18 protein-coding genes are annotated in these 23,360 nt (G+C 63.9%); 13 read left to right on the forward strand and 5 right to left on the reverse strand.

The window, feature by feature from the left end; all coding sequences use genetic code 11:
• Positions 1 to 70: 70 nt before the first annotated feature.
• Genes ACIPIJ_RS16435 through ACIPIJ_RS16455 form a run of 5 tightly spaced genes read left to right on the forward strand, consistent with a single transcriptional unit; the run spans position 71 to position 4,369 of the window.
• Entirely contained in the window at positions 71 to 1,477 is a 1,407-nt protein-coding gene (locus ACIPIJ_RS16435) for an ABC transporter substrate-binding protein (protein ID WP_401078363.1), read from the forward strand.
• A gap of 15 nt (positions 1,478 to 1,492) precedes the next feature.
• The gene (locus ACIPIJ_RS16440; RefSeq protein WP_401078365.1) at positions 1,493 to 2,275 is read left to right on the forward strand and encodes an ABC transporter permease; all 783 of its coding nucleotides are present in this window, start codon (positions 1,493 to 1,495) and stop codon (positions 2,273 to 2,275) included.
• Positions 2,275 to 3,132 (forward strand): ABC transporter ATP-binding protein, encoded by an 858-nt coding sequence (locus ACIPIJ_RS16445; RefSeq protein ID WP_401078367.1) that lies wholly within the window; start codon positions 2,275 to 2,277, stop codon positions 3,130 to 3,132. Before ACIPIJ_RS16440 ends, ACIPIJ_RS16445 begins: the two co-directional genes overlap by 1 nt.
• Complete coding sequence (locus tag ACIPIJ_RS16450; RefSeq protein ID WP_401078369.1) at positions 3,129 to 4,094, forward strand: HEAT repeat domain-containing protein; 966 nt, start codon at positions 3,129 to 3,131, stop codon at positions 4,092 to 4,094. Before ACIPIJ_RS16445 ends, ACIPIJ_RS16450 begins: the two co-directional genes overlap by 4 nt.
• Entirely contained in the window at positions 4,094 to 4,369 is a 276-nt protein-coding gene (locus ACIPIJ_RS16455) for a DUF971 domain-containing protein (protein ID WP_401078371.1), read from the forward strand. The genes ACIPIJ_RS16450 and ACIPIJ_RS16455 overlap by 1 nt, the downstream gene beginning before the upstream one ends.
• Positions 4,370 to 4,416: 47 nt before the next feature.
• On the opposite strand, the gene ACIPIJ_RS16460 is transcribed toward ACIPIJ_RS16455, so the two are convergent.
• Both ACIPIJ_RS16460 and ACIPIJ_RS16465 read right to left on the reverse strand, forming a co-directional pair.
• The gene (locus tag ACIPIJ_RS16460) at positions 4,417 to 5,280 is read right to left on the reverse strand and encodes an ABC transporter ATP-binding protein (protein ID WP_401078374.1); all 864 of its coding nucleotides are present in this window, start codon (positions 5,278 to 5,280) and stop codon (positions 4,417 to 4,419) included.
• Complete coding sequence (locus ACIPIJ_RS16465) at positions 5,277 to 6,863, reverse strand: ABC transporter permease (RefSeq protein WP_401078377.1); 1,587 nt, start codon at positions 6,861 to 6,863, stop codon at positions 5,277 to 5,279. Before ACIPIJ_RS16465 ends, ACIPIJ_RS16460 begins: the two co-directional genes overlap by 4 nt.
• Positions 6,864 to 7,160: 297 nt before the next feature.
• Here ACIPIJ_RS16465 and ACIPIJ_RS16470 point away from each other — a divergent pair, with 297 nt between their 5' ends.
• Both ACIPIJ_RS16470 and ACIPIJ_RS16475 read left to right on the forward strand, forming a co-directional pair.
• Entirely contained in the window at positions 7,161 to 8,204 is a 1,044-nt protein-coding gene (locus tag ACIPIJ_RS16470) for an ABC transporter substrate-binding protein (RefSeq protein WP_401078379.1), read from the forward strand.
• A 36-nt stretch (positions 8,205 to 8,240) separates the two neighbouring features.
• Entirely contained in the window at positions 8,241 to 9,146 is a 906-nt protein-coding gene (locus ACIPIJ_RS16475; RefSeq protein WP_401078382.1) for a TauD/TfdA dioxygenase family protein, read from the forward strand.
• An 80-nt stretch (positions 9,147 to 9,226) separates the two neighbouring features.
• Here ACIPIJ_RS16475 and ACIPIJ_RS16480 read toward each other — a convergent pair whose 3' ends face one another.
• The gene (locus ACIPIJ_RS16480) at positions 9,227 to 10,135 is read right to left on the reverse strand and encodes a LysR family transcriptional regulator (protein ID WP_401078385.1); all 909 of its coding nucleotides are present in this window, start codon (positions 10,133 to 10,135) and stop codon (positions 9,227 to 9,229) included.
• A gap of 192 nt (positions 10,136 to 10,327) precedes the next feature.
• On the opposite strand from ACIPIJ_RS16480, the gene ACIPIJ_RS16485 reads away from it, so the two are divergent.
• The 5 genes from ACIPIJ_RS16485 (at position 10,328) to ACIPIJ_RS16505 (ending at position 18,952) form a co-directional block, all read left to right on the forward strand.
• Positions 10,328 to 12,664, forward strand: coding sequence for a TonB-dependent receptor (locus ACIPIJ_RS16485; RefSeq protein ID WP_401078387.1), 2,337 nt, complete (start codon positions 10,328 to 10,330; stop codon positions 12,662 to 12,664).
• Positions 12,665 to 12,681: 17 nt separating this feature from the next.
• Complete coding sequence (locus tag ACIPIJ_RS16490; RefSeq protein ID WP_401078390.1) at positions 12,682 to 14,358, forward strand: aryl-sulfate sulfotransferase; 1,677 nt, start codon at positions 12,682 to 12,684, stop codon at positions 14,356 to 14,358.
• Positions 14,359 to 14,616: 258 nt separating this feature from the next.
• Positions 14,617 to 16,059 carry an NADP-dependent succinate-semialdehyde dehydrogenase gene (gabD, locus tag ACIPIJ_RS16495; RefSeq protein ID WP_401078392.1) on the forward strand — a complete coding sequence of 481 codons (1,443 nt, stop codon included), beginning with the start codon at positions 14,617 to 14,619 and terminating at the stop codon, positions 16,057 to 16,059.
• 181 nt (positions 16,060 to 16,240) lie between these two features.
• Positions 16,241 to 17,518 carry a 4-aminobutyrate--2-oxoglutarate transaminase gene (gene gabT, locus ACIPIJ_RS16500; RefSeq protein ID WP_401078393.1) on the forward strand — a complete coding sequence of 426 codons (1,278 nt, stop codon included), beginning with the start codon at positions 16,241 to 16,243 and terminating at the stop codon, positions 17,516 to 17,518.
• A 138-nt stretch (positions 17,519 to 17,656) separates the two neighbouring features.
• Positions 17,657 to 18,952, forward strand: a complete 1,296-nt coding sequence (locus tag ACIPIJ_RS16505; RefSeq protein WP_401078396.1) for an HDOD domain-containing protein — start codon at positions 17,657 to 17,659, stop codon at positions 18,950 to 18,952.
• A gap of 27 nt (positions 18,953 to 18,979) precedes the next feature.
• Here the strand turns inward: ACIPIJ_RS16505 and ACIPIJ_RS16510 are convergent, their stop codons facing one another.
• Complete coding sequence (locus ACIPIJ_RS16510; RefSeq protein ID WP_401078966.1) at positions 18,980 to 19,966, reverse strand: GGDEF domain-containing protein; 987 nt, start codon at positions 19,964 to 19,966, stop codon at positions 18,980 to 18,982.
• A 141-nt stretch (positions 19,967 to 20,107) separates the two neighbouring features.
• Complete coding sequence (gene desA / locus ACIPIJ_RS16515; protein WP_401078399.1) at positions 20,108 to 21,292, reverse strand: delta-9 fatty acid desaturase DesA; 1,185 nt, start codon at positions 21,290 to 21,292, stop codon at positions 20,108 to 20,110.
• Positions 21,293 to 21,439: 147 nt separating this feature from the next.
• Between desA and dibA the strand changes: the two genes are divergently transcribed.
• Positions 21,440 to 23,335, forward strand: coding sequence for a phosphodiesterase DibA (gene dibA / locus ACIPIJ_RS16520; RefSeq protein WP_401078401.1), 1,896 nt, complete (start codon positions 21,440 to 21,442; stop codon positions 23,333 to 23,335).
• Positions 23,336 to 23,360 lie beyond the last annotated feature (25 nt).

Raw genomic sequence — 23,360 nt, forward strand, 5'->3', positions numbered from 1 at the left:
CGTTTCCCACCACCCAAGCCTGGTGGCGGAGACGACTCCAATAGCTAAAACGATTCGAGGGGAAATACCCATGCGCCTTGTAGCAACCGTGGCCGGCCTCGCGCTGGCGCTCGCTGGCCTGAATGCCAGCGCCGAAACCATCCGGGTCGCCATCGGCACCCAGGACACCACCATCAACTGCGCCACCGGCGGCCTGCTGATTCGCGAACTGGGCCTGTTGGAAAAGTACCTGCCGCATGACGGCAAGTACAAAGACGCGCACTACCAGATCGAGTGGAAGAACTTCACCAGCGGCGCGCCGCTGACCAACGAGATGGTCGCCGGCAAGCTCGACTTCGGCGCCATGGCCGACTTCCCCGGTTCGTTCAACGGCGTCGCCCACCTGGACGCTGGCAAGCGCAGCCTGTTCATCAGTGTGCTGTCCGGCAGCGTGCAGGGCAGCGGCAACGGCATCGTGGTACCGGCGGCCTCTGCCGTGCAGTCGCTGAGCGAACTCAAGGGCAAGACCATTTCCGTGCCGTTCGCCTCCACCGCACACGGCATGCTGTTGCGCGCCGTGGCCGCACAAGGCTGGGACCCGCAGAAAGACGTGCGGATCATCGCCCAGGCCCCTGAAATTGCCGGCTCCGCCTTGCGCAGTAACCGCATCGAAGCGCACGCCGACTTCGTGCCGTTCGCCGAGTTGTTCCCCAACCGTGGGTTCGCCCGCAAGATCTACGATGGCGCCCAGGCCAACGCACCGACCTTCCACGGCGCCCTGGTCGATGCCGACTACGCGAAGCAATACCCCGAAGTGGTCACCGCCTACCTGCGTGCCAGCCTTGAAGCTGACCGCCTGATTGCCGCCGAGCCCGAGAAGTACAGCGAGCTGATCGAGAAGGTCACCGGCATCGAAGCCGAGGTCAACTACCTGTTCCACGGCCCGCTGGGCCTGCAGACCCGCGACCTGACCTGGAAGCCCGAGTACCGCAAGGCCGTCGCCACGTCCATCGATACCCTAAAGCTGCTGAAGAAGACCGACCGTGGCCTCGACACCCAGCAGTTCATCGATGACCAATACATCCGCGCCGCCTTCAAGCAGGCCGGCGAGGACTACGACAAGGCGCTGAACAACTACAAACCGCTGCCGCTCAAGGCGGTTGATGCGCTGACCGGCAAACCGATCACCGATTTCGGCCGCCTGGCGCAGATCTGGGTGCGCGGTGAGGACAAGGTGCGCCACTACGCCTCCCCAGAAGCTGCCCTCGGTGCCTTGGCGCAACTGGAGCAAGAGGGCAAGGACATCCGCGCCATCTACGCCCAGGCAGCTGACAGCGGCATCAAACTGCTGGCCAACCAGGCCTGGTTCGTGCGCAACGGCAAGGGCGAACTGGCCGCGTTCCTGCTCAAGGACCAGGCCGAACAGTACGCCAAGGCCCATGGCGGTGAAGCGCTGGACTTCGTCAGCGCCAACCAGAAGCTGGTGGCCCAGCGCTGATCGGGAGAAACCGTGATGACCCGCGACCTCAAACGCTGGCCCGTGCGCCTGGCGTCCTTGCTGGCCTGCCTGCTCTTCTGGCATGTGGCCGCCAGCGCCAGGCTGGACCTGGGGCTGTTTACCTTCACCTACGTGCCTACGCCCAGGGCGGTGCTGGATGCAGCCTGGCAGTTGCTGACCTCCAGTGCCGTGCTGGCGCACCTGGGCAGCAGCCTGTCGCGGGTGTTTGCCGGTTATGCCGTGGCGGCGCTGCTGGGCGTGAGCCTGGGGCTGCTGATCGGCCGCTCGAAATGGGCCGAAGACACGCTGCTGCCGCCGCTGGAAGTGCTGCGGCCGATCCCCGCAGTGGCCTGGATACCGTTGGCGATCCTGATGTTCCCGTCGTCGGAGTTGTCGATGGTGTTCATCACCTTCACCGGCGCGCTGTTCCCGATCTTGCTCAACACCGTGCATGGCGCGGAAGCGGTCGACCCGCGCCTGGTGGCCTCGGCGCGCAGCCTGGGTGCCGGGCGCTGGGCGATCCTCGGTGAAGTGGTACTACCGGGCGCGTTGCCGAGCATCGTCACCGGCCTTGCCATCGGCATGGGTACCTCGTGGTTCTGCCTGGTCACCGCCGAGATGATCGCCGGGCAGTTTGGCATCGGCTATTACACCTGGGAGTCGTACACCTTGCAGAACTACCCGGACATCATTGTCGGCATGCTGCTGATCGGCGTGCTGGGCATGGGCAGCAGCGCCCTGGTCAAGCGCCTCGGCGCGCTGGCTACGCCTTGGTACCGCACGCAGAGGGCTGGCTGATGAGCAGTTATCAACCGGCGCCGGAACCTGGGCGCATCGAAGGGCGTGGCTTGTCGATACGCCTGGGGGAGGGCGCCGAAGCCTTTGAAGCAGTACAGCGCCTGGACTTTACCGTCGCCCCGGGTGAGTTCGTCTGTATCCTCGGGCCGTCCGGTTGCGGCAAGTCCACCTTGCTCGGTGCGTTGGCCGGGCACCTGATCCCCTGCGCGGGCCAGCTGACGGTGGACGACCAGACGATCGACGGGCCGTCGCCGCAGCGTGGCATGGTGTTCCAGCATCACACCCTGCTGCCTTGGCGCAGCGTGCTCGACAACGTCGCCTTCGGCCTGAAGATGCAAGGCGTGGGCAAGGCTGAACGGCAGCGCCAGGCGCGTGAAATGCTGCAACTGGTGGGCCTGGCCGACGTTGCCGGGCGCTGGCCGATCCAGCTTTCCGGCGGTATGCAACAACGTGCCGAAATTGCCCGAGTGCTGATCAACCGCCCGCGCCTGTTGCTCATGGACGAACCCTTCGGCGCCCTCGATGCGCAGACCCGCGCGCGGATGCAGGAATTGCTGCTGGATATCTGGGCACGCATCCACACCACCGTGGTGTTCGTCACCCACGACATCGATGAAGCCTTGTTCCTGGCCGACCGCATCCTGGTGATGAGCCCGCGCCCCGGGCGCTTCATCGAAGACCTGCACCTGGACTTCCCACGCCCGCGCCGCGCCAGCTTGCTGACCAGCCCAGCATTCATCCACTTCAAGCGTCACTGCCTGGCCCTGCTACGCCACGAAGAGGGCCGCGAACTGCCGCGCCTGACCCCGCTGGGCCTGCCGGACGCTGACCACCCACCGCTACGGATCGCGCTATGACTGAACGATACACCGACAACCCCGACATCCAAGCCCTGCTGCCTCGCCTTGAGGCCGCCGACGCAGGCGTGCGGCGCATTGCCCTCATCGCGCTGGCCGACCTGGAAGACCCGGAAGGCTTGCCGTGGCTCACCGATGCATTGCTGGTGGATACGGCCGACGACGTGCGCACTGAAGCCGCACGGCTGCTTGAAGCCTGGGAGGAACCCGAGGTGGTGCAGGCCCTGTGCGCTGCGCTGGCCGATGCCGCCGAGGCGGTTCGCCAGGCCGCCGCGCAGAGCCTCAGCGAGCTCAAGAGCCTGGAAGCCGGCCAGCTGATCTTGCCGTGGGCCAAGCACGCCGATGCCTTCGTGCGCGCCAGTGCCCTGCGGGCCTTGCGCGAGCTGCGCCTTGAAGATGCCGCCGCGCCTGCGCTGCTGGCTCTGGCGGATGAGGATGCGGCCGTGCGGCGTGAGGCGGTGGGTATTCTTGGCTGGCTCAAGCACCAGCCTGCGTTGCCGGCGCTGGCCAGACTGGCTGAGGTCGAGCCGGACACTGAAGTTCGCCGCGCGGCGATTGGCGCCCTGGGGCTGGCGCGTGACGGTGCGGTGCTGCCGGCGTTGGTGGCGGCGTTGGGCGATGAGGCCTGGCAAGTGCGCGAAGAGGCCGCGACCACCCTGGGCAAAGTGGGCCAGGACCAAGCCGGCCCGGCGCTGGTGGCGGCGCTTGCCGATGGCTTCTGGCAGGTCCGTTTGCGTGCGGCGCGTTCACTGGGCCGCCTGCGTTACGCCGCTGCCCTGGACGCGCTTGGCGAGTTGCTCGGGCATGGCATTGCCAACCTGCGTAAGGAGGCGGCCCTGGCCTTGGGTGAGCTGGGCCAGGCACGCGCCTTGCCGGTGCTGCAGGCTGCCGAAGCCGATAGCGACCCTGAAGTGCGCAAGGCGGTGCGCATTGCCTTGGCGCAATTGCGCGGTGCGGCCTGATGAATGCGCCGGGGGCGATCCGCAACCTGCGCGGGCCTGGGCAGTTGCTGCTGCAGTGGGAAGATGGCGAGCACAGCATCAGCCATGTTCGTTTGCGCGGTGCCTGCCCTTGCTCGCAGTGCCGCGCAGCGAGGCTGTTGGGGAGCATCAGTGTGGTGCGTGACGATGTGCGGGTGGAACGAATCGAAGCGCAAGGTTATGGCGTGCAATTGGTGTTCAGCGATGGGCATGAGCGGGGGATCTACCCCTGGGCGTACCTGCGCGAGCTTGGTTGACTCTGCTGGCCCTATCGCCGGCTTGCCGGCGATAGGGCCAGCAGCCCTCACAGAGCAATCAGCTCCGGCCGCAGACCTTCCACCCGCCGCGTCGGCGGCGGCAGGTAACCACCGTCACCGGTGATCTGGTGCAGCACCTTCTCGCGCAATCCGTGCAGCGCCACACCCGTGCGCAACCTTGGGTGCGGCAGGTCGATCTCGACCACCGACTTGATCCGCCCCGGGCGTGGCTCCAGCACCACCACCCGGTCAGCCAGGTAGGTCGCTTCCTCGGCATCGTGGGTCACCAGCAAGGTGGTGATGCCGGCGCGTTCGCGAATCGCCAGCAGTTCATCCTGCAGTTGCTGGCGGGTCAACGCATCGAGTGCGCCGAATGGCTCGTCCAGCAGCAGAATACGCGGGCTGGCCACCAACCCACGGGCGATCGCCACACGCTGCGCCATGCCGCCGGAAAGCTGATGAGGGTAAGCCGATTCGAACCCCACCAGGCCCACCAGCAGCACGAACTCATGCACGCGGCGGGCACGTTCGCCCTGGCTCAGCGGCTCGTTGACCAGGCCCAGCGCGATATTCTGCTCCACTGTCAGCCACGGGAACAGGCGGTGCTCCTGGAACACGATGCCGCGCTCGCCACCGATACCGCTCACGGGCTGACCGTCGACAAGGATGCTACCGCTGTATTCGGTATCCAGCCCGACCAGCAGGCGCAGCAGCGTTGACTTGCCGCAGCCGGAGGCGCCGACGATGGCGATGAATTCGCCTTCGTTGATTGCCAGGTTGAAGTGGCGGATGGCTTCGAAAGGTTGGCCATCGACGCTGAATACCTTGCTGACGCCCTCAAAGCTCACCAGCGCGGGCGTGGTGTCGGCTTGGTTGGCCGCAAGCAGGTGCGAAGTGTTGAAAGCGTTCATGCGGTTCTCCAGCGCGTGGCGCGCGATTCGAGGCGTTGTCCGAGGGTGCCGAGCAGGGCGCCGACCAGGCCGATCAGGAGCATGGCGGCCATGACCTGGTCCATGCGAAACAGTTGCTGTGCGCCAATCATCAGGCTGGCGATGCCGCCATCCGATGGCATGAAGTATTCCGCACCGATGGTGCCCAGCCAGGCATAGATCAGCGACAGGCGCAGGCCGGCAAAAATCGCCGGGGCCGCACCAGGCAGCACCAGCAGGCGCAGGCGTTGCCACAGGTTCAAGCGCAGCGTGCGGGCGGCTTCGCCCAGTTGCGGCGAAAGGCTGGCGATACCGCGCTGGGTGGCGATCAGCAGCGGGAAGAAGGCGGCCAGGGCGACAAACACGTGCTTGGCGCCTTCGCCCAAGCCAAACCAGGCGGTGAGCAAAGGTACCCAGGCGAACAGCGCCACCTGGCGCAATGCCGACAGGCTCGGCCCGAACACCCGCTCGGCAGGCTGGGACAGGCCCAGTAGCAGGCCCGTCAGCAAGCCTGCGCCGCCGCCCAGCACCAGGCCGGTCAGGGTGCGTTGCAGGCTCAGCAACAGGGCTTCGGGCAGCGAGCCATCGGCCAGGCCGGCGAGCAGCGTGTGCACGACCCCCAGCGGCGAGGTGAGGATGTTCTGGTCGACCCAGCCCAGGCTGCTGCTGGCCTGCCACAGCGCCAGCAGGGCCGCTGGCAGCAACAGGCTTTGCCAGCCCTTGGGCACCGGCCCGCGCTGTTGTTCGCCGGTGGCCGGTTGCGGCCAGTACAGCAGGCGCGTTTCCAGGGCTGAAAAGCCGCGCTCCAGCAGTGCGCCAACCAAGCCGATTACCAGGATGCACAGCAACACCAGGTCGAGCATGAACAGCTGCCGCCCCCACACCATCAGGTAACCGATCCCTTCGCTGGAAGCCAACAGTTCCACCGCCAGCAGCGAGGTCCAGCCGGTGGCCAGGGCCAGGCGCACGCCGGTCAGGAAGGCGGGCAGGGCTGCCGGCAACAACAGGCGCAGGAACAGCAGGTGGCGCGGCAGGCGCAATGCGGCGGCGGCTTCGCGCAGCTTGGGCTGGGCATCACGTACACCGACCAAGGTGTGCAGGGTGACCGGTACCACCACTGCCTTCACCAGCACCACCAGCTTGAGCAGCTCACCAATGCCGAAAAACAGCATGAACAATGGAATCCACGCCAGGGTGGGGATTTGCGCCAGCGCCACGAAGGTCGGCAGCACCAGCGTCTGCGCATTACGCGAGGTACCCAGCCAGGTACCCAGCAGCAAGCCGCTGGCAACCCCCACCAGCAACCCCCACCACAGGCGCTGCAAACTTATCCACAAGTGCCCCCAGAGTTCGCCGGAGCCGAATTCCACCGCGCTCTGCCAGACCAGCGAAGGCGCCGGCAGAATCTGCTCGCTCATCCAGTGCTGTCGGCTAGCCACAACCCACAACAGCACAATCAGCGTCGGCAGCAACCACGGCAGGAGGAGTGAACGGCCTTGTGCCGCGAACGGGCCGCGCAGCGGCCCTATCAGACGCCACGCTCCCTTGCTCAGAATTCCATTCATCGGCCATCTCTCGAAGCGTTTCAAAGTTATGCACTTATGGAATAAAAAATTCTCATACGTGGCTTTCAAGAGATAAGAGCATGCACACGATGCATACGGAAGCCTAACCCCGTTGCGTTTTCCTCATATTTTCCATGCGTTTCCCGCAAGTTGGCCGGCGGGCCGCGTACTCAGTGGTTTATGTCTTCTGGTTACTAAAAAATGAAGTTTTGATCTTTGTAGGTTCTAACCAGACCTGACTAGCTTCTGGCCAAAGCGCCGGCCATCGTCGGTGGCAGCCTGCCAAGGAGCCTTGCCATGAAAACCCCACTACGCCACCTGATTACCGCCCTCGGGTTGTTCAGTTTCTTTGCCCTCAGCGCCCAGGCGGCGGAATCGGCCAAGCCCGAAAGCATCCGTATTGCCGTGCCCGACCTGAGCGCTGGCAGCAAGCACAGTGCCGGCGGCGTGGTCGATGTGCTGCGCGATCAGCAATTGCTGGAGAAAGAATTCGCCAAGGATGGCATCCGCATCGACTGGCACTTCTTCAAGGGCGCAGGGCCGGTGGTCAACGAAGCCCTGGCCAACGGGCAGGCCGATTTCGCCTACCTCGGCGACCTGGCGGCCATCGTCGGCAAGGCCAATGGCCTCGACACCCGTGTGCTGTCTGCCGGGGTGCGTGGCGTGAAAAGCTACTTGGGCGTGGTGCCGGGCTCTGGCATCAAGACCCTGCACGACCTCAAGGGCAAGCGCGTGGCGGTGTTCCGCGGCACTGCCAACCAGCTGTCGTTTGCCAGCGCCCTGGCCAGCCAGGGGCTGTCCGAGCGCGACCTGAAAGTGATCAACCTGGACTTCAACGCGGCCAACGCCGCACTGGCCGCCAAGCAGATCGACGCCACCTGGGGCCTGTCCAACCTGCTGTCACTGCGTGAGCGAGGGCTGGTCGAGTTGCCGGTCAACTCGCGCGACCTGGAAGGCGCTGGCAGCACCCAGGCGGTGTTGCTGGGCACCGGCGAGTTCATCCGCAAGTACCCCGAACTGGTCCAGCGCGTGGTCAATGCCCAGCAGCAGGCCACCGACTGGCTGCGCGACGAACACAACCGCGATGCTTTCGTCGACCTGGTGGCGAACAACGCCAACTGGCCGCGCAGCATCCTTAGCGACGACCTGGCCAAGGAAGACCTTGCCCATTACTTCGACCCACGCCTGGACGCCGACTTCGTGGCCCAGTTGCAGCAAGGTGTCGACCTGGCCGCACGGGAGCGCCTGATCCGCCGCGGCTTCCAGGTTGCCGACTGGATCGAGCCGCGCTTCCTCGATGCCGCGCTGCAGCAGGAACACGCGGTACAAGCCGCTCGCTGAACCCCACCCCCGACAATGACCGCAAGGACCACGACCATGAGCAACGCCGCACTGGCCACCGCGCCGCAAGCCCTTGAACTCGATATCCACCCTGTCGCCGGCCGCATCGGTGCGGAAATTCGCGGGGTTAAACTGTCCGCCGACCTCGATGGCGCCACGGTCGAAGCGATCCAGGCTGCCCTGGTGCAGCACAAGGTGATCTTCTTCCGTGGCCAGGCCCACCTGGACGACCAAAGCCAGGAAGGCTTCGCCAAGCTGCTGGGTGAGCCGGTCGCGCACCCCACCGTGCCGGTGGTCGACGGCACCAGCTACCTGCTGCAGCTCGACGGCGCCGAAGGCCAGCGGGCCAACTCCTGGCACACCGACGTGACCTTCGTCGATGCCTACCCCAAGGCTTCGATCCTGCGCAGTGTGGTCGCCCCGACCTCGGGTGGCGATACCGTTTGGGCCAATACTGCCGCGGCTTACCAGGAACTGCCCGAGCCCTTGCGCGAGCTGGCCGACAAACTGTGGGCGGTGCACAGCAACGAATACGACTACGCGAGCCTCAAGCCGGATGTCGACCCGGCCAAGCTCGAGCGTTACCGCAAGGTGTTCACTTCGACGGTGTACGAGACCGAGCACCCTGTGGTGCGGGTACACCCGATCAGCGGCGAGCGGGCGTTGCAGCTGGGGCATTTCGTCAAACGCATCAAAGGCTATTCGCTGTCCGACTCGCAGCACCTCTTCGCGGTGCTGCAAGGGCATGTGACACGCCTGGAAAACACCGTACGCTGGCGCTGGGAGGCGGGCGATGTGGCGATCTGGGATAACCGGGCGACGCAGCATTATGCGGTGGATGATTACGGCACCCAGCCGCGCATCGTGCGCCGGGTGACACTGGCTGGCGAGGTGCCGGTTGGCGTGGATGGCCAACTGAGCCGGACAACCCGTAAAGGCTGAGGCTAAGGGAGAACCCTGTGGGGTCGGGCTTGCCCGCTCCCACAGGGTGTGTGATCAGCTTCCAGAGCCTTGCTTGCCCCTCAGGTATCGGCATCACAGGCAACCAACTGCCTGACCATCCCCTGCGCCAACGGCGACAACCCATACCCCACGCGGCTCACCACCCCATAGCGGGTATAGAACGACTCCTCCTGCTCCGGTGCCAGGTCTGCCAATTGCAGCGCCACGAGGCCTGATTGATACGGCCGCAGATTGGCGCTGCAGGCAATGCCGATGGTGTCCGAGTGCATCACCACGTTGAGCAGCGCATAGCCGTGCTCGCATTCCACCGTCGGCAGAAAGTCCTGCCTGCCGCTGAGGTCGCTGAGGATCTTGCGGATGTTCGGTGGGCGGAAAGTGGTCGCCAGCGGGTAATCGAACACATCCCGTGCATTCACCTGCGCGCGTTCAGTCAGCGGATGCCCGGCTCGGCAGCAAAAATGCCAACGCTGCGGTGCCAGCTTGTGCACGTGGTAATCCGGATCGGACTCGAACTGGCGGGTGTCGGCAACGAAGAACTCGATCTCCTCGGCAACCAGCTTGCGGTTCAAGGCTTGCCAGTTATCCACCTGAAAACACGTGCGCGCCGCCGGGTACTCGGCAACGAAGCGCGCCACGGCCCGCGGCACCAGACCGCCTGCGGGTGCAGGGCCGGAACCGAAGCGCACGACGCCCGTGGTCGCGCCGTTGAACTGGTGGATTTCGTTGACCAGGTTATGCGCGCCATGCACCAGCCGCCGTGAATGCTCCAGCACCATCAGGCCCTGGCGGGTAGGTGCGAGCTCCTTGCTGGCGCGATCGACCAGGCGGCAACCGATGTTGTGCTCCAGCGTCTGGATGCTACGGCTGAAGGCCGATTGCGACAGGTTCACCGCAGCCGCCGCAGCGACAAAACTGCGGTGCTCGACAAGGGCGATGAAGTGGCGGAGCTGGCGGAGGTCGATATGCATTTTCTACATGAAAACTTTCGGTCGATTGCAATTGATGAAGAGGGTGAGCCCCCTTATAAAGGGTGTTACTTATTCCACAAAATATGAATTAAACATATTTATATCACTTAAAAGAATATAAGCCCGATTGACCGCGATTCGGTTCCGCTAACGGAAATGCTCGCCAGGGCCAATGCCTCAAGGAGCATTTGCATGTCCCGACTTTCCCGTTGGCCCGCGCGCGCGTCGCGTTTCACCTTGCAACCCTTGGCCGCTGGCGTCCTGCTGGCAGCCGCCAATGGCAGCTTTGCCGAAGAGCCGGTCAGTACCAGCCCTGCTGTGGAGCAGGAGGCCAAGCTCGGCACCGTCACCGTCAATGCCCGCCGCCGGGAAGAAACCGCGCAGAGCGTGCCCACGCCGATCAGCGTGCTGAACAGCGAGACCCTGGAAACCCAGCGCATCTACCGCGTGCAGGACCTGCAACAGCTGGTGCCCAGCACCAACGTGGCCTATGTGCATGCCCGCCAGTCGAGCATCTCGATTCGTGGCCTGGGCAACAACCCGGCCAGCGATGGCCTGGAGGGTAGCGTCGGTATCTACCTCGACAACGTCTACCTCGGCCGCCCCGGCATGGCGGTGTTCGACCTGCTCGATGTCGAGCAACTGGAAGTGCTGCGCGGGCCGCAAGGCACGCTGTTCGGCAAGAACACCACGGCCGGCGTGCTGAACATCACCTCGCGCAAACCGACCTTCCACCGCGAGGGCAGCATCCAGCAGTCCATCGGCGAAGACGGCTACCTGCAGACGCAAGGCAGTTTCTCCGGGCCGATCAGCGAGACCCTGGCCGGGCGCATCAGCGCCTACCGCACCGAGGACGATGGCTATGTGAAGAACATTCACAACGGCGATGACCTCAACGGTGGCAAACGCCAGGGCTTTCGCACCCAGCTGCTGTTCCAGCCCAGCGAAACCTTCAACCTGCGTTGGATCGGCGAGTACAACGAAGAGGACTCCAACAACGGCATCCTCAGCCTGTACAGCACCGGGCCGACCATCAACGGCGTCAACCGCTATGAAAGCCTGGCCGCCCAGGCCGGTGCCACGCTGGTATCGGGCAAGGACCGCAAGGTCAATTTCGACGCCGACCAGCAGGTGACGGTGTTCCAGGGCGGTACTTCGGTAGAAGCCAACTGGACCCTGCCCAACGACTTCACCCTGACGTCCATCACCGCCTACCGCTGGTGGGACTTCACCCCGCGCAACGACGATGGCCTCGACGTGCCGGTGTTCCACAGTGCCGGGGTGTCGGTGCGCGACAAGCAGTACTCGCAGGAAATCCGCTTGGCCTCGCCCACCGGTGGTGCCTTCGACTACGTGCTGGGTGCGTACTACTTCAAGCAGGACCTGGACAATAAATCCTTCACCTATTACGGCCCACAGGCTGACATCTGGAACCTCACCCCGGCCGGCGCGCTGAACAACGTCAACACCCTGGGTGACGGCCACATCGATACCGACAGCTATGCGCTGTTCGCCCAGGGCACCTGGCACGTCACCGACCGCCTCGACTTCACCGCCGGCATCCGCGGCACCTATGAAGAGAAGAGCGCCTGGGTGACCCGTGATGCGCCAAGCGGCGGCGCGGCCGTGACTGGCGCTGCGGCCACGGCGCGCCAGGGCAGGGTGGGCGCCTACGATTCGGGTGACCTCAACCAGTACAGCTTCAGCCCCTCGGGCCTGCTCGGCTTGAGCTACCGCTTCAACGAACAGCTGCTGGGCTATGCCACCCTGACCCATGGCGAGAAGTCCGGCGGCGTCAACCTTACCGTCGGCGCGGCGCCACGGCTGGGCACCGATTCGCTGCTGGTCGGTACCGAGCGGGTCAATAACGCCGAAGTCGGCCTCAAGAGCACCTTGTTCGACGAGCGCCTGCAGCTCAACGCCAACCTGTTCTGGGCCGAGGTGCATGGCTACCAGGCCAACGTGTACGACCAGGTCAACCGCGTGCAGTACCTGGCCAACGCCGGGCGCGTGCGCTCACGGGGCCTGGAATTCGAAGCGACGGCGCTGCCGCTTCGTGGCCTCACCGTCAACTTCAACGGCTCGTGGAACGACGTGCGCTACACCGAGTACGACGACGCACCGTGCCCGCCGGAAGTGAGCCTGGCCAATGCCACCGCCACCTGCGACTTGTCCGGCCACCAGGTGGTCGGCGCCTCCAAGTACATCGCCAACCTCAACGGCCAGTACCAGTGGCAACTGACCGAGCACGTCGAGCCGTACGTCACTGCCAGCTACGCCTTCCGTTCCAAGGCGGTCGGCACCATCGACGATTCCGATTTCGGCCAGATCCCCAGTTATGCGCTGGTCAACCTTTCCGCTGGCGTGCGCCTCGATCAGGGCGATGGCGTTGTTGACCTGTCGCTGTGGGTGAAGAACGCCGGCGACAAGACCTATTTCACCAGCCTGTGGAATTCCGCCAATGGTGGTTATGCCGGTGTACTCGGCACCCCGCGTACCTTCGGTGCCACCGCCCGTTACGACTTCTGAGCACAAGGAGCTTTGCCATGAATGCCAAGACCGAAACCCCCGCACTGCCTGAAGGCGCCTGCCTGACTGCCAGGGTCCCCGAGCGTGATGAAGCGTTGCTCGGCGATGTCGTGGTCAACCCGTACCGCCTGGCGCCGCTGACCGCGATCATCCGCGACGGAGGGCGCACCTTAAGTGCAGCCCATGTGCGCGTACTGGGCCGCGGTGAGCGCGGGGTGGATATTGCCTACGACGTATCCGACCGTTCGCTGTGGACCTACGGTGGCATCCCGGTATTCGGGCTGTACCCGGACTACGTCAACCAGGTGGAAGTCACCTACAAGCTGGACGGCGAGCGCATTCGCGAGCGCTACCAGATCTATGCCCCGGCCGTTCGCCTGCCGGTGGTGGCGAAACAGACTGCAGCGTTGCCGGAGGTGGAGCCGATCAAGGTCGCGGCGGGCTTCGAAAATCGCCTGTACCTGTTCAACCATTTGCAGGGTGACATCCCCGGTGGCCGTGCCTTCAAATGGAATGGCCTGGGCGGTGCGGCGGAGTGGGACCAAGTTGGCAACAACTGGATTGCCGACAGCAACGGCGACGTGCGCTGGTACCTGGATATCGAGCAGATCCACGACTCCAACCGCCGCGACGGCCTGGGCGGCACCATGGGCTTCCAGCAGACCCGCGACGGCAAGCTGATCTGGGGCCAAGGCCAGACCTATTCCAAGTACGACCTGCTGGGCCGGCGTATCTGGCAGCGCAGCCTGCCGGACAAGTTCGCCGACTTCTCCCACGAGATCCGCGAGACGGCCAACGGTACCTACCTGCTGCGTGTCGGCACCAGCGACTATCGCCGCCCGGATGGCAAGCGCGTGCGTTCGATCCGCGACCACATCATCGAGGTCAACGAGGCCGGTGACGTGCTGGACTTCTGGGACTTGAACCAGATCCTCGACCCATATCGCGGCGACCTGCTGGAAACCCTGGGCAAGGCCGCTATCCCGCTGCCGGCTGGCGTACAGAAGCAGGACGATCGGCTGGCCAACGAGTTGGCCGAAGGCAACCTGCCGTTCGGCGACACCCCGGGCGTGGGCACCGGGCGCAACTGGGCGCACGTGAATGCGATCGACTACGACGCCGATGACGACAGCATTATCGTTTCAGCTCGCCATCAAGGCGTTGTGAAGATTGGCCGTGACAAGGCGGTCAAGTGGATTCTCGCCTCGCCGCAGGGGTGGCCGCAGCGGCTGCAGGACAAAGTGCTCACACCCGTTGCCGGCGCGGGCTTTGACTGGTCCTGGACCCAGCACACTGCCTGGCTGACCGGCAAAGGCACGCTGACCGTGTTCGACAATGGCTGGGGGCGTGATTTTGCACCGACCAAGCTCAGCGGCAACTATAGCCGTGCAGTGGAGTACAAGATCGACGAGGCAAAGGGCACGGTCGAGCAGGTGTGGGAATACGGCAAGGCGCGCGGCGATGAGTGGTACAGCCCGGTGACGTCGGTGGTGGCCTACCGCCCGGAAACCGATACCCAGTTCATCTATTCCGCTTCAGTGAATTTCCTCACCCCCGAGAAACTCACTACCACGGTGCTCAATGAAGTGCGCCGTGGTACCCAGGAGGTACTGGTGGAACTGAAGGTGCATAGCCGCCAGCCAGGCAGTGTCGGCTACCGGGCGCTGGTGATCGACCTGGCCAAGGCCTTCTGAGCGTTTCCCTTCGGGAGGGCCGTCGGTCCTCCCTTCACATTTCTTTCAGTTCATTCGTCTAACCTGTACCGGGCCTTTCGCGGGCAAGCCCGCGAAGTGAGCAGCGCGATTTCGGACAGGGTGTTCAACCATTCGTTCTTTTTTTCGAACAGCCTATTGTCCTATACCCCAGCAGCCGCTTAGCATTCGTTTGAGATTTCAAACGCTCGATGCCCTGCCTTGGGCGCTTTTCAACAATCAACAATTCGGGAAGCCGACATGCAGCTCAAAGACGCTCAGTTGTTCCGCCAGCAAGCCTTCATCAACGGTGAGTGGCTGGATGCGGACAACGGTCAGACCATCAATGTGACCAACCCGGCCACAGGTGAAGTCATCGGTACCGTGCCGAAAATGGGCACCGCGGAAACCCGCCGCGCCATCGAAGCTGCCGACAAGGCCCTGCCGGCCTGGCGTGCACTGACCGCCAAAGAGCGCTCGAACAAGCTGCGTCGCTGGTTCGAACTGATGATCGAAAACCAGGACGACCTGGCTCGCCTGATGACCACCGAGCAAGGCAAGCCACTGGCTGAAGCCAAAGGCGAAATCGCCTACGCTGCCTCGTTCATCGAGTGGTTCGCCGAAGAAGCCAAGCGCGTTTATGGTGACACCATTCCGGGCCACCAGCCGGACAAGCGCCTGATCGTCATCAAGCAGCCGATCGGCGTTACTGCGGCCATCACCCCGTGGAACTTCCCGGCCGCGATGATCACCCGTAAAGCCGGCCCGGCCCTGGCCGCTGGCTGCACCATGGTGCTCAAGCCTGCTTCGCAGACCCCGTACTCCGCCCTGGCCCTGGTCGAGCTGGCTACCCGTGCCGGCATCCCGGCGGGCGTGCTGAGCGTGGTTACCGGCAGCGCTGGCGAAGTCGGCGGCGAGCTGACCGGCAACTCCCTGGTACGCAAACTGTCCTTCACCGGTTCGACCGAAATCGGTCGCCAGCTGATGCAGGAATGCGCCAAGGACATCAAGAAGGTTTCCCTGGAGCTGGGTGGTAACGCCCCGTTCATCGTGTTCGACGATGCCGACCTGGACAAGGCGGTCGAAGGCGCGATCATCTCCAAGTACCGCAACAACGGGCAGACCTGCGTCTGCGCCAACCGTATCTACGTGCAGGACGGCGTCTACGACGCGTTCGCCGAGAAGCTGGCCGCTGCAGTTGCCAAGCTGAAAATCGGTAACGGCCTGGAAGATGGCACCACCACTGGCCCGCTGATCGACGGTAAAGCCGTCGCCAAGGTTCAGGAACACATCGAAGACGCCGTCTCCAAAGGCGCCAAGGTGCTGTCCGGTGGCAAGGTGATCGAAGGCAACTTCTTCGAGCCCACCATCCTGGTCGACGTGCCGAAAACCGCCGCTGTCGCCAAGGAAGAGACCTTCGGCCCACTGGCGCCGCTGTTCCGCTTCAAAGACGAAGCCGAAGTCATCGCCATGTCCAACGACACCGAGTTCGGCCTGGCCTCGTACTTCTATGCCCGTGACATGAGCCGCGTATTCCGTGTTGCCGAGGCCCTGGAATACGGCATGGTCGGCATCAACACCGGCCTGATCTCCAACGAAGTCGCGCCGTTCGGCGGCATCAAGGCTTCGGGCTTGGGTCGCGAAGGTTCCAAGTACGGTATCGAGGACTACCTCGAGATCAAATACCTGTGCATCAGCGTCTGATCGCACGGTAACGGTTTTACCTCTGCCAGCGGGGCGCGAGAGCGACGTCTCGCTGGCCTTTTTGACATCGCAGTACCTGGTGGCCAGGGCGTTCACGGCAGTCGATCAACGAATACTGTTCGCGAATGCACCCAGCCACCCCCGAATAAAAGCGCCGCTGATCGGCGCAAATGAGGGCATTATGAGCAAGACCAACGAATCCTTGATGCAACGTCGTATCGCCGCCGTCCCACGTGGCGTTGGCCAGATCCACCCGATCTTCGTTGAAAGCGCGAAGAACTCGACCGTGATCGACGTTGAAGGCCGCGAACTGATCGACTTCGCTGGCGGCATCGCAGTACTGAACACCGGCCACCTGCACCCGAAAGTGGTTGCAGCCGTGCAAGAGCAGCTGACCAAAGTCAGCCACACCTGCTTCCAGGTGCTGGCCTACGAGCCCTACGTAGAGCTGTGCGAAAAAATCAACAAGCTGGTCCCAGGCGACTTCGACAAGAAAACCCTGCTGGTCACCTCCGGCTCCGAAGCCGTTGAAAACGCCATCAAGATCGCCCGTGCCGCCACTGGCCGCGCTGGCGTGATCGCCTTCACCGGCGGCTACCACGGCCGTACCATGATGACCCTGGGCCTGACCGGCAAGGTCGTGCCGTACTCCGCTGGCATGGGCCTGATGCCAGGCGGCATCTTCCGCGCCCTGTTCCCGAGCGAACTGCACGGTGTCAGCGTTGACGACGCCATCGCGTCGATCGAGCGCATCTTCAAGAACGACGCCGAGCCGCGTGACATCGCCGCGATCATCCTCGAGCCAGTACAAGGCGAAGGCGGCTTCCTGCCAGCACCGAAAGAGCTGATGAAGCGCCTGCGCGAGCTGTGCGACAAGCATGGCATCCTGCTGATCGCCGACGAAGTGCAGACCGGCGCTGGCCGTACCGGCACCTTCTTCGCCATGGAGCAGATGGGCGTCGCGCCTGACCTGACCACCTTCGCCAAATCCATCGCTGGTGGCTTCCCACTGGCCGGTGTATGCGGCAAGGCCGAGTACATGGACGCCATCGCCCCTGGCGGCCTGGGCGGCACCTACGCCGGTTCGCCGATCGCCTGCGCCGCGGCCCTGGCCGTCATCCAGGTGTTCGAGGAAGAGAAACTGCTGGACCGCAGCAAGGCTGTCGGTGAGCGCCTGACCGCTGGCCTGCGCCAGATCCAGGAAAAGCACTCGATCATCGGCGACGTGCGCGGCATGGGCTCGATGATCGCTGTGGAAGTCTTCGAAAAAGGCACCCACACCCCGAACGCTGCCGCCGTTGCCCAGGTAGTGGCGAAGGCGCGCGACAAGGGTCTGATCCTGCTGTCCTGCGGCACCTACGGCAACGTCCTGCGTATCCTGGTACCGCTGACTGCCGAAGACGCGCTGCTGGACAAAGGCCTGGCCATCATCGAAGAGTGCTTCGCTGAACTCGCTTGATGTGACGCGCTTCATAAAAAAACCCGCCTAGGCGGGTTTTTTTTGTGCCCAACAAAGGCCTGTGGCGCTATGGTTGTGGCAGGACTTACCTTGGAAGCTGCAACGGATTTGCGTGTCAGGAATATTCAGGAGTTGGCCATGAACGCTGCAGACCCCGCCCCACCGTGCGTACTGATTGCCGAAGGCGACCCTTGGGTACGCGACATGCTGCGTGAAATGCTGCTCAGCGTGCGCTGCGATGCGCGGTTGCAGGTGTGCGCCGATGGCTCGCAGGCGCTCTCGGCATTGGCCAGCAAGCCTGACCTGATCATCGCTGCCCGCGAGCTGTCCGGCGTCGATGGCCTCGACCTGTTGCGCAAGGTGCGGGCCAAAGGCCCGGGCATTCCGTTCATCCTCATCAGTACCCACAGTGACAGCGCCAGTGTGCGCGAGGCACTGCCGTTGCGCCCCACGGCTTACCTGAGCAAGCCGCTGAACATGGACAAGCTGCGCAAGAGCCTGGAAGAGCTGCTGCTGGCCGTCGGTGAGCAGATAGCCTGCCCTGTGCCGCCGCTGAAGCCAGGTGCCAGCCTGCCGGCCTTTCTCGAGCAGCGTCGGGCCACCGCCGACGGTGGCCCACTGTTCGCCGATGTGCAGCTGGCGATCAAGCGCGCCCTCAACCCACAAGGGTTGAACCTCAAGGTGCTCGAAGAGGAAGTGCGCAACGACCCGCAAGTCACCGCCGTGCTGATTGCGGCTGCCAACAGCGCGTCCTTGCACCGCGAGGCCCCGGTGCAGACGCTGCTGCAGGCGCTGAACAAGCTCGGCAGCACCCAGAGCATGAACCTGATGCTCGGCTTGACCCTCAAGCGCAGCGCGCGCCTGAGCGACCCGCTGCTGGCACAGCCAGCGGCGCATTTCTGGAACCTGTCGCTGCACTCGGCCGAGTACGCCCGCAACCTGGCGCGCATGCTCGAACTGGATGCCGAGCGTTGTTACTGCGCGGGGTTGCTGCACTGCCTGGGAGACCTGGCGGTGTTGCGCAGCCTGCAGGAGTGGCGGCTGGCCGGCGGGGAGCTGGACGAAAGCCTGGTGCAATCGTCGCTCCAGGAGTTCGGTGCGGCATTCGGCTCGGCGTTGCGTACCCGCTGGCGCTTGCCATTGAACCTGCGCGAGCTCATCGCGGCCATCTACCAGCTGGGGGGCGGGGTGTACTCGCGGGAGATCCTGGCCATGAACCTGGCGGGGCAGCTGGCGCGCTTACCTGCGGATCAGGGGTTGGAGAAGGTCGCCAATAGCAAGACTGCGCGCTTGTTGAAGGTAGGGCTGCCGGAGTTGAGCCGGCTGCGCAAGGTGGAGAACCCCGAGGTCAAGCCGAAGGAGGAGGCAAAAGCTGCAGTCGTCGAGATCAAGGATGAAGAGCCGCCGGCGCCTGAAGAAGAGCTCCCGACTTGAGCTTTTGGGCTGCCTAGCAGCCCATGTTCAGCCGCGGACTATCTGATTCTTCCCCTGCCGCTTGGCCCGGTACATGGCCGCATCAGCCCGCGCGAACAAGCTGTCCAGCGATTCATCTTCGTCAGTCAGGCCCGTCAGCCCCTGGCTTACCGTCACGCCATACACCTGCGCCCCATGGCTGAAGCTCAGCCGCTGGATCTCACGTTGTAGGCGTTCGGCAATCTGCTCGGCAACCTGCGCGTTACAGCCTGGGAACACGGCCGCGAATTCCTCGCCGCCAATGCGACCGAACAAATCACCGCGCCGTAGCACGGCCTTGCCGCTGTCGGCGATGCGTTGCAGCACCTGGTCGCCTTCCTGGTGGCCATAGCTGTCGTTGATCAGCTTGAAGTCATCGATGTCCAGCAGCAGGAAGGCCAGCGGGGTGCCGTCTTCGCGGGCGCTGTCGAAGGCCTGTTGGGCGCATTCGAAGAAGTGCCGGCGGTTGCTGCTTTGGGTCAGCACGTCGGTGGTGGCCAAACGCTGAAGCTCGCCTTCAAGCTGCTTCTTCTCAGTGATGTCCTCGGCAATGCCGACGATGATCACCCGATCGCCTTCGCGCTGCTGGTTGATGTAGCACTTGTCACTCAGCCAGCGGACCTCGCCGCTGGCATTGATGATGCGGTACTCACGGTCTTCGACCGCGCCTTTGATCAGCACCTGCGCCAGGCTGTGTTCGGCGTACTCCAGGTCGTCCGGGTAGATGCTGTCGCGCCATTCGTTGAAGTCGGCCAGCACCAGGCTGGCCGGGCGGCCGAAGATGCGCTCGTAGGCGGGGCTGACATAAAGAACCTGGCGGGTTTCCCAGTCGAACGCCCAAAGCACCGCATTGACGCTGTCGAGCAACGAGCTGTAGAGCTGTTCACGCTCGCTCAGGCGCGCCACTTCGCCTTGGGCATGCAGCAAGGCCAGCAAGGTCTGGGCGGCTTCGGGAGGTGAGTTGCCGGGCAGCGATGAATAGGTGTTCTTGGCCATGTGCACGGAGCGGATCTCGACAAGTGAGCGTGCGGCCACAGACCGGCCCGCCACGCATGCGATGTGCCCGCTTAGAGTCGATTTTCAGGAGGGAAGTTCCAGCAGGCACGCCCCATTGCAGGGCGTGCCGATCAACGGTGGTCAGGCGCTGGTGGGGCGCAGGGAGTAGGTTTTCAGCTGTGCGGCGAAGTCGTGAAGGGCATGAATACCGCTGGCCTCGGCTTCGTGCACCCACTCTTTCATGGCGGCGAGCATGTCGTGACCATTGGCGCTGGTACGGGCCCAGATCTGCTGCAATGCAAGGCGTTTCTCGTAGATGGTCTTCAGCGCCTGGCTGTGGGCGAGCATCGACTCGATGCGGACCTGGTGGCGGTCTTCGAGCAGGCTGGTTTCCCGCGACAGCAGGCGCTTGGCGCGGCGGAAGCGGTAGCGTACCGAGGCATCGACCTTGTCCAGCTCTTGCTTGACCAATGGGCCGATCACCAGCTTGCGGTACTGGGCCATGATCTGGAAACGGTTGTTGAGGATGGCCATGGCGGTGTCCATGTCCAGGTTGGCCTTGCCTTCGACGCGGTGGGCGATGGGCGCCACGCGTTGCACCTTGGCCAGGCGCAGCAGGCACAACAGGCGTATCCAGGCCCAGCCCATGTCGAACTCCCAGCGCTTGACCGACAGCTTGGCCGAGTTGGGGTAGGTGTGGTGGTTGTTGTGCAGCTCTTCGCCACCGATGACGATGCCCCATGGCACCAGGTTGGTGGCGGCGTCGCGGCATTCGAAGTTGCGGTAGCCCACCGCATGGCCCAGGCCGTTGACCACACCGGCGGCCCAGAACGGAATCCACATCATCTGCACCGCCCAGACGGTGATGCCGAGGGTGCCGAACAGCAGCAGGTCGAGCACCGCCATCAGCACGATACCGCCCAGCTTGTAGCGCGAATAGAGGTTGCGCTCGATCCAGTCATCGGGGCAGTTCTTGCCGTAGATACGCAAGGTCTCGGGGTTGCGCGCCTCTTCACGGTAAAGCTCGGCACCTTTACGCAGCACGGTGCTCAAGCCCTTGTGTACCGGGCTGTGCGGGTCGTCCGGGGTTTCGCACTTGGCGTGGTGCTTGCGGTGTACGGCCGTCCACTCGCGGGTGTTCTGCGCCGTGGTCAGCCACAGCCAGAAGCGGAAAAAATGCTTGAGCGCGCCGTTGAGCTCCAGCGCACGGTGGGCGGAGTAGCGGTGCAGGTAGATGGTGACGCTGACGATGGTCACGTGAGTCATCAGCAGGGTGACGCCAACCAGTTGCCAGGCCGACAAGTCGAGCAGACCGTTGTACCACATAGGTGTTGGAACCCTCGAAGATTCAGGGGAAGGGCATGATTATCCCTTGGTGGGGAAATAAAACCAGTCACCCTTTCAGTTAGGCAGTCACGGCATGTTTCAGCATTTATAATCCCCCTTTCTTTTTAATGGACTATCCCCACCGACATGTCTGTTTCCGTTCGCGACGCCTTGCGCATGGCCGCGCTGTACGTGGTGCTCTCGATCCTCTGGCTGGTGCTGTCGGAGGGGGTGTTGCGCAGTATGTCCGACGATCCCCTGGCGCTGACCGTGGGTCGGCAGATCAATGTGGTGCTATGGGTACTGGTCAGTGCGGTGCTGATCTTCGTATCCCGCGCGCGCCTGCTCAATTTCATCGGTATCGGCGCGCGCCTGCGCAGCGAGGACCGCGAGCGCCTGCGCATGGCTGCAGCAGTGTTCGACAGTACCCTGGAGGGCGTGCTGGTTACCGACCGCCAAGGCCTGATCGTGCACGTCAACCGCGCCTTCATGCGCATCACCGGTTACCAGCAGGACGAAGTGCTCGGGCAGCGCCCGAGCAAGTTCAAGTCCGGCCGTCACGGTGTGCCGTTCTATCAGCAGATCTACGCCACGCTCGCCGAGAAGGGTGAGTGGAGCGGGGAAATCTGGAACCGGCGCAAAAGCGGCGAAATCTACCCGCAATGGCAAACCATTTGCGCCATTCGCGACGACAGCGGCGAGCTGACCCACTACGTGGCGGTGTTCAGCGACATCAGCGCGATCAAGCATACCGAGCAGGAACTGGCCTACCTGGCCCACCACGACCCGCTCACCGGGCTGCCCAACCGCCTGCTGTTCAACGACCGCGTCGAGCAGGCGCTGGCCTCGGCACAGGCTCACAAGCGTGGCTGCGCCTTGCTGCTGCTCGACCTGGACCATTTCCAAAGCATCAATGACGGGTTGGGTCACCCCATCGGTGATCAACTGCTCAAGCTGGTGGGCGAGCGCCTGGGGGAATTACTGGGCAATGGCGTGACCCTGGCGCGCCAGGGCGGCGACGAGTTTGGCGTGCTGGCGGAGAACTGCCAGCAAGTTGGCCAGGCCGGTAAGTTGGCGCAGGCGATCATCGAACGCATGCGTGAACCGTTCGAGTTCGACGGGCATCGGCTGTTCATCAGTGTCAGCGTTGGCATCAGCTTGTTCCCCAGCGATGCGCTGAGCGCCGAGCAGCTGCTGCGCAACGCCGACTCGGCGCTGTTCAAGGCCAAGCACAATGGCCGCGCGTGCTACGCACTGTATACCGAAGAGCTGACGGCCCACGCCCAGCATCGGGTGGAGACGGCCGGTGAGCTGCGCCATGCGCTGGCCCAGGATGAGCTGCGGGTGTTCTTCCAGCCGGTGTATGACCTGTTCACCTCGAAAATGGTTGGGGTGGAGGCGCTGGTGCGCTGGCAACATCCGCAGCGTGGCCTGGTGCCGCCGAGCGAGTTCATCCCTATCGCCGAGCGTACCGGGCTGATCGCCGAGATCGATGCCTGGGTGCTGCGCGAGGCGTGCCGGCAGATGGTCCGCTGGCAGGCTGACGGGCGCAAGCTGGCCTTCGTTGCGGTCAACATCTCCAGCCGGTTGTTCGGCCAGCGGGAGCTGTACCGGCAGGTGGCCGAGGTGCTGCACGAAACCGGCCTGGACCCCGCGTTGCTGGAGCTGGAGGTGACCGAAAGTGCGGTGATGGAAGACCCGGAAGTGGCGCTGGAGCAGTTGCACCGCTTGCGCGAGCTGGGCCTTAACCTGGCGATCGATGACTTTGGCACGGGTTATTCGTCACTGTTGCGGCTCAAGCGCCTGCCGGTGCAGAAGCTGAAGATCGACCAGGGCTTCGTCGCCGGGTTGCCAATGGATGACGATGACGTCGCGATCGTGCGGGTGATCATCGCGCTGGCGCGGAGCATGGGCATGCAGGTTCATGCCGAGGGCATCGAGCAGGCGGAACAGGCCAGGTTCCTGCTGGAACAGCAGTGTGAGTTGGGGCAGGGGTATTGGTTCGGGCGGCCGGTGCCGGCTCAGGAACTGCGCTGGGGCTGAAGGCCTATTCGCGGGTAAACCCCTC

Source organism: Pseudomonas sp. NPDC087185 (assembly GCF_044744955.1).
In the GTDB taxonomy this organism is placed as follows: domain Bacteria; phylum Pseudomonadota; class Gammaproteobacteria; order Pseudomonadales; family Pseudomonadaceae; genus Aquipseudomonas.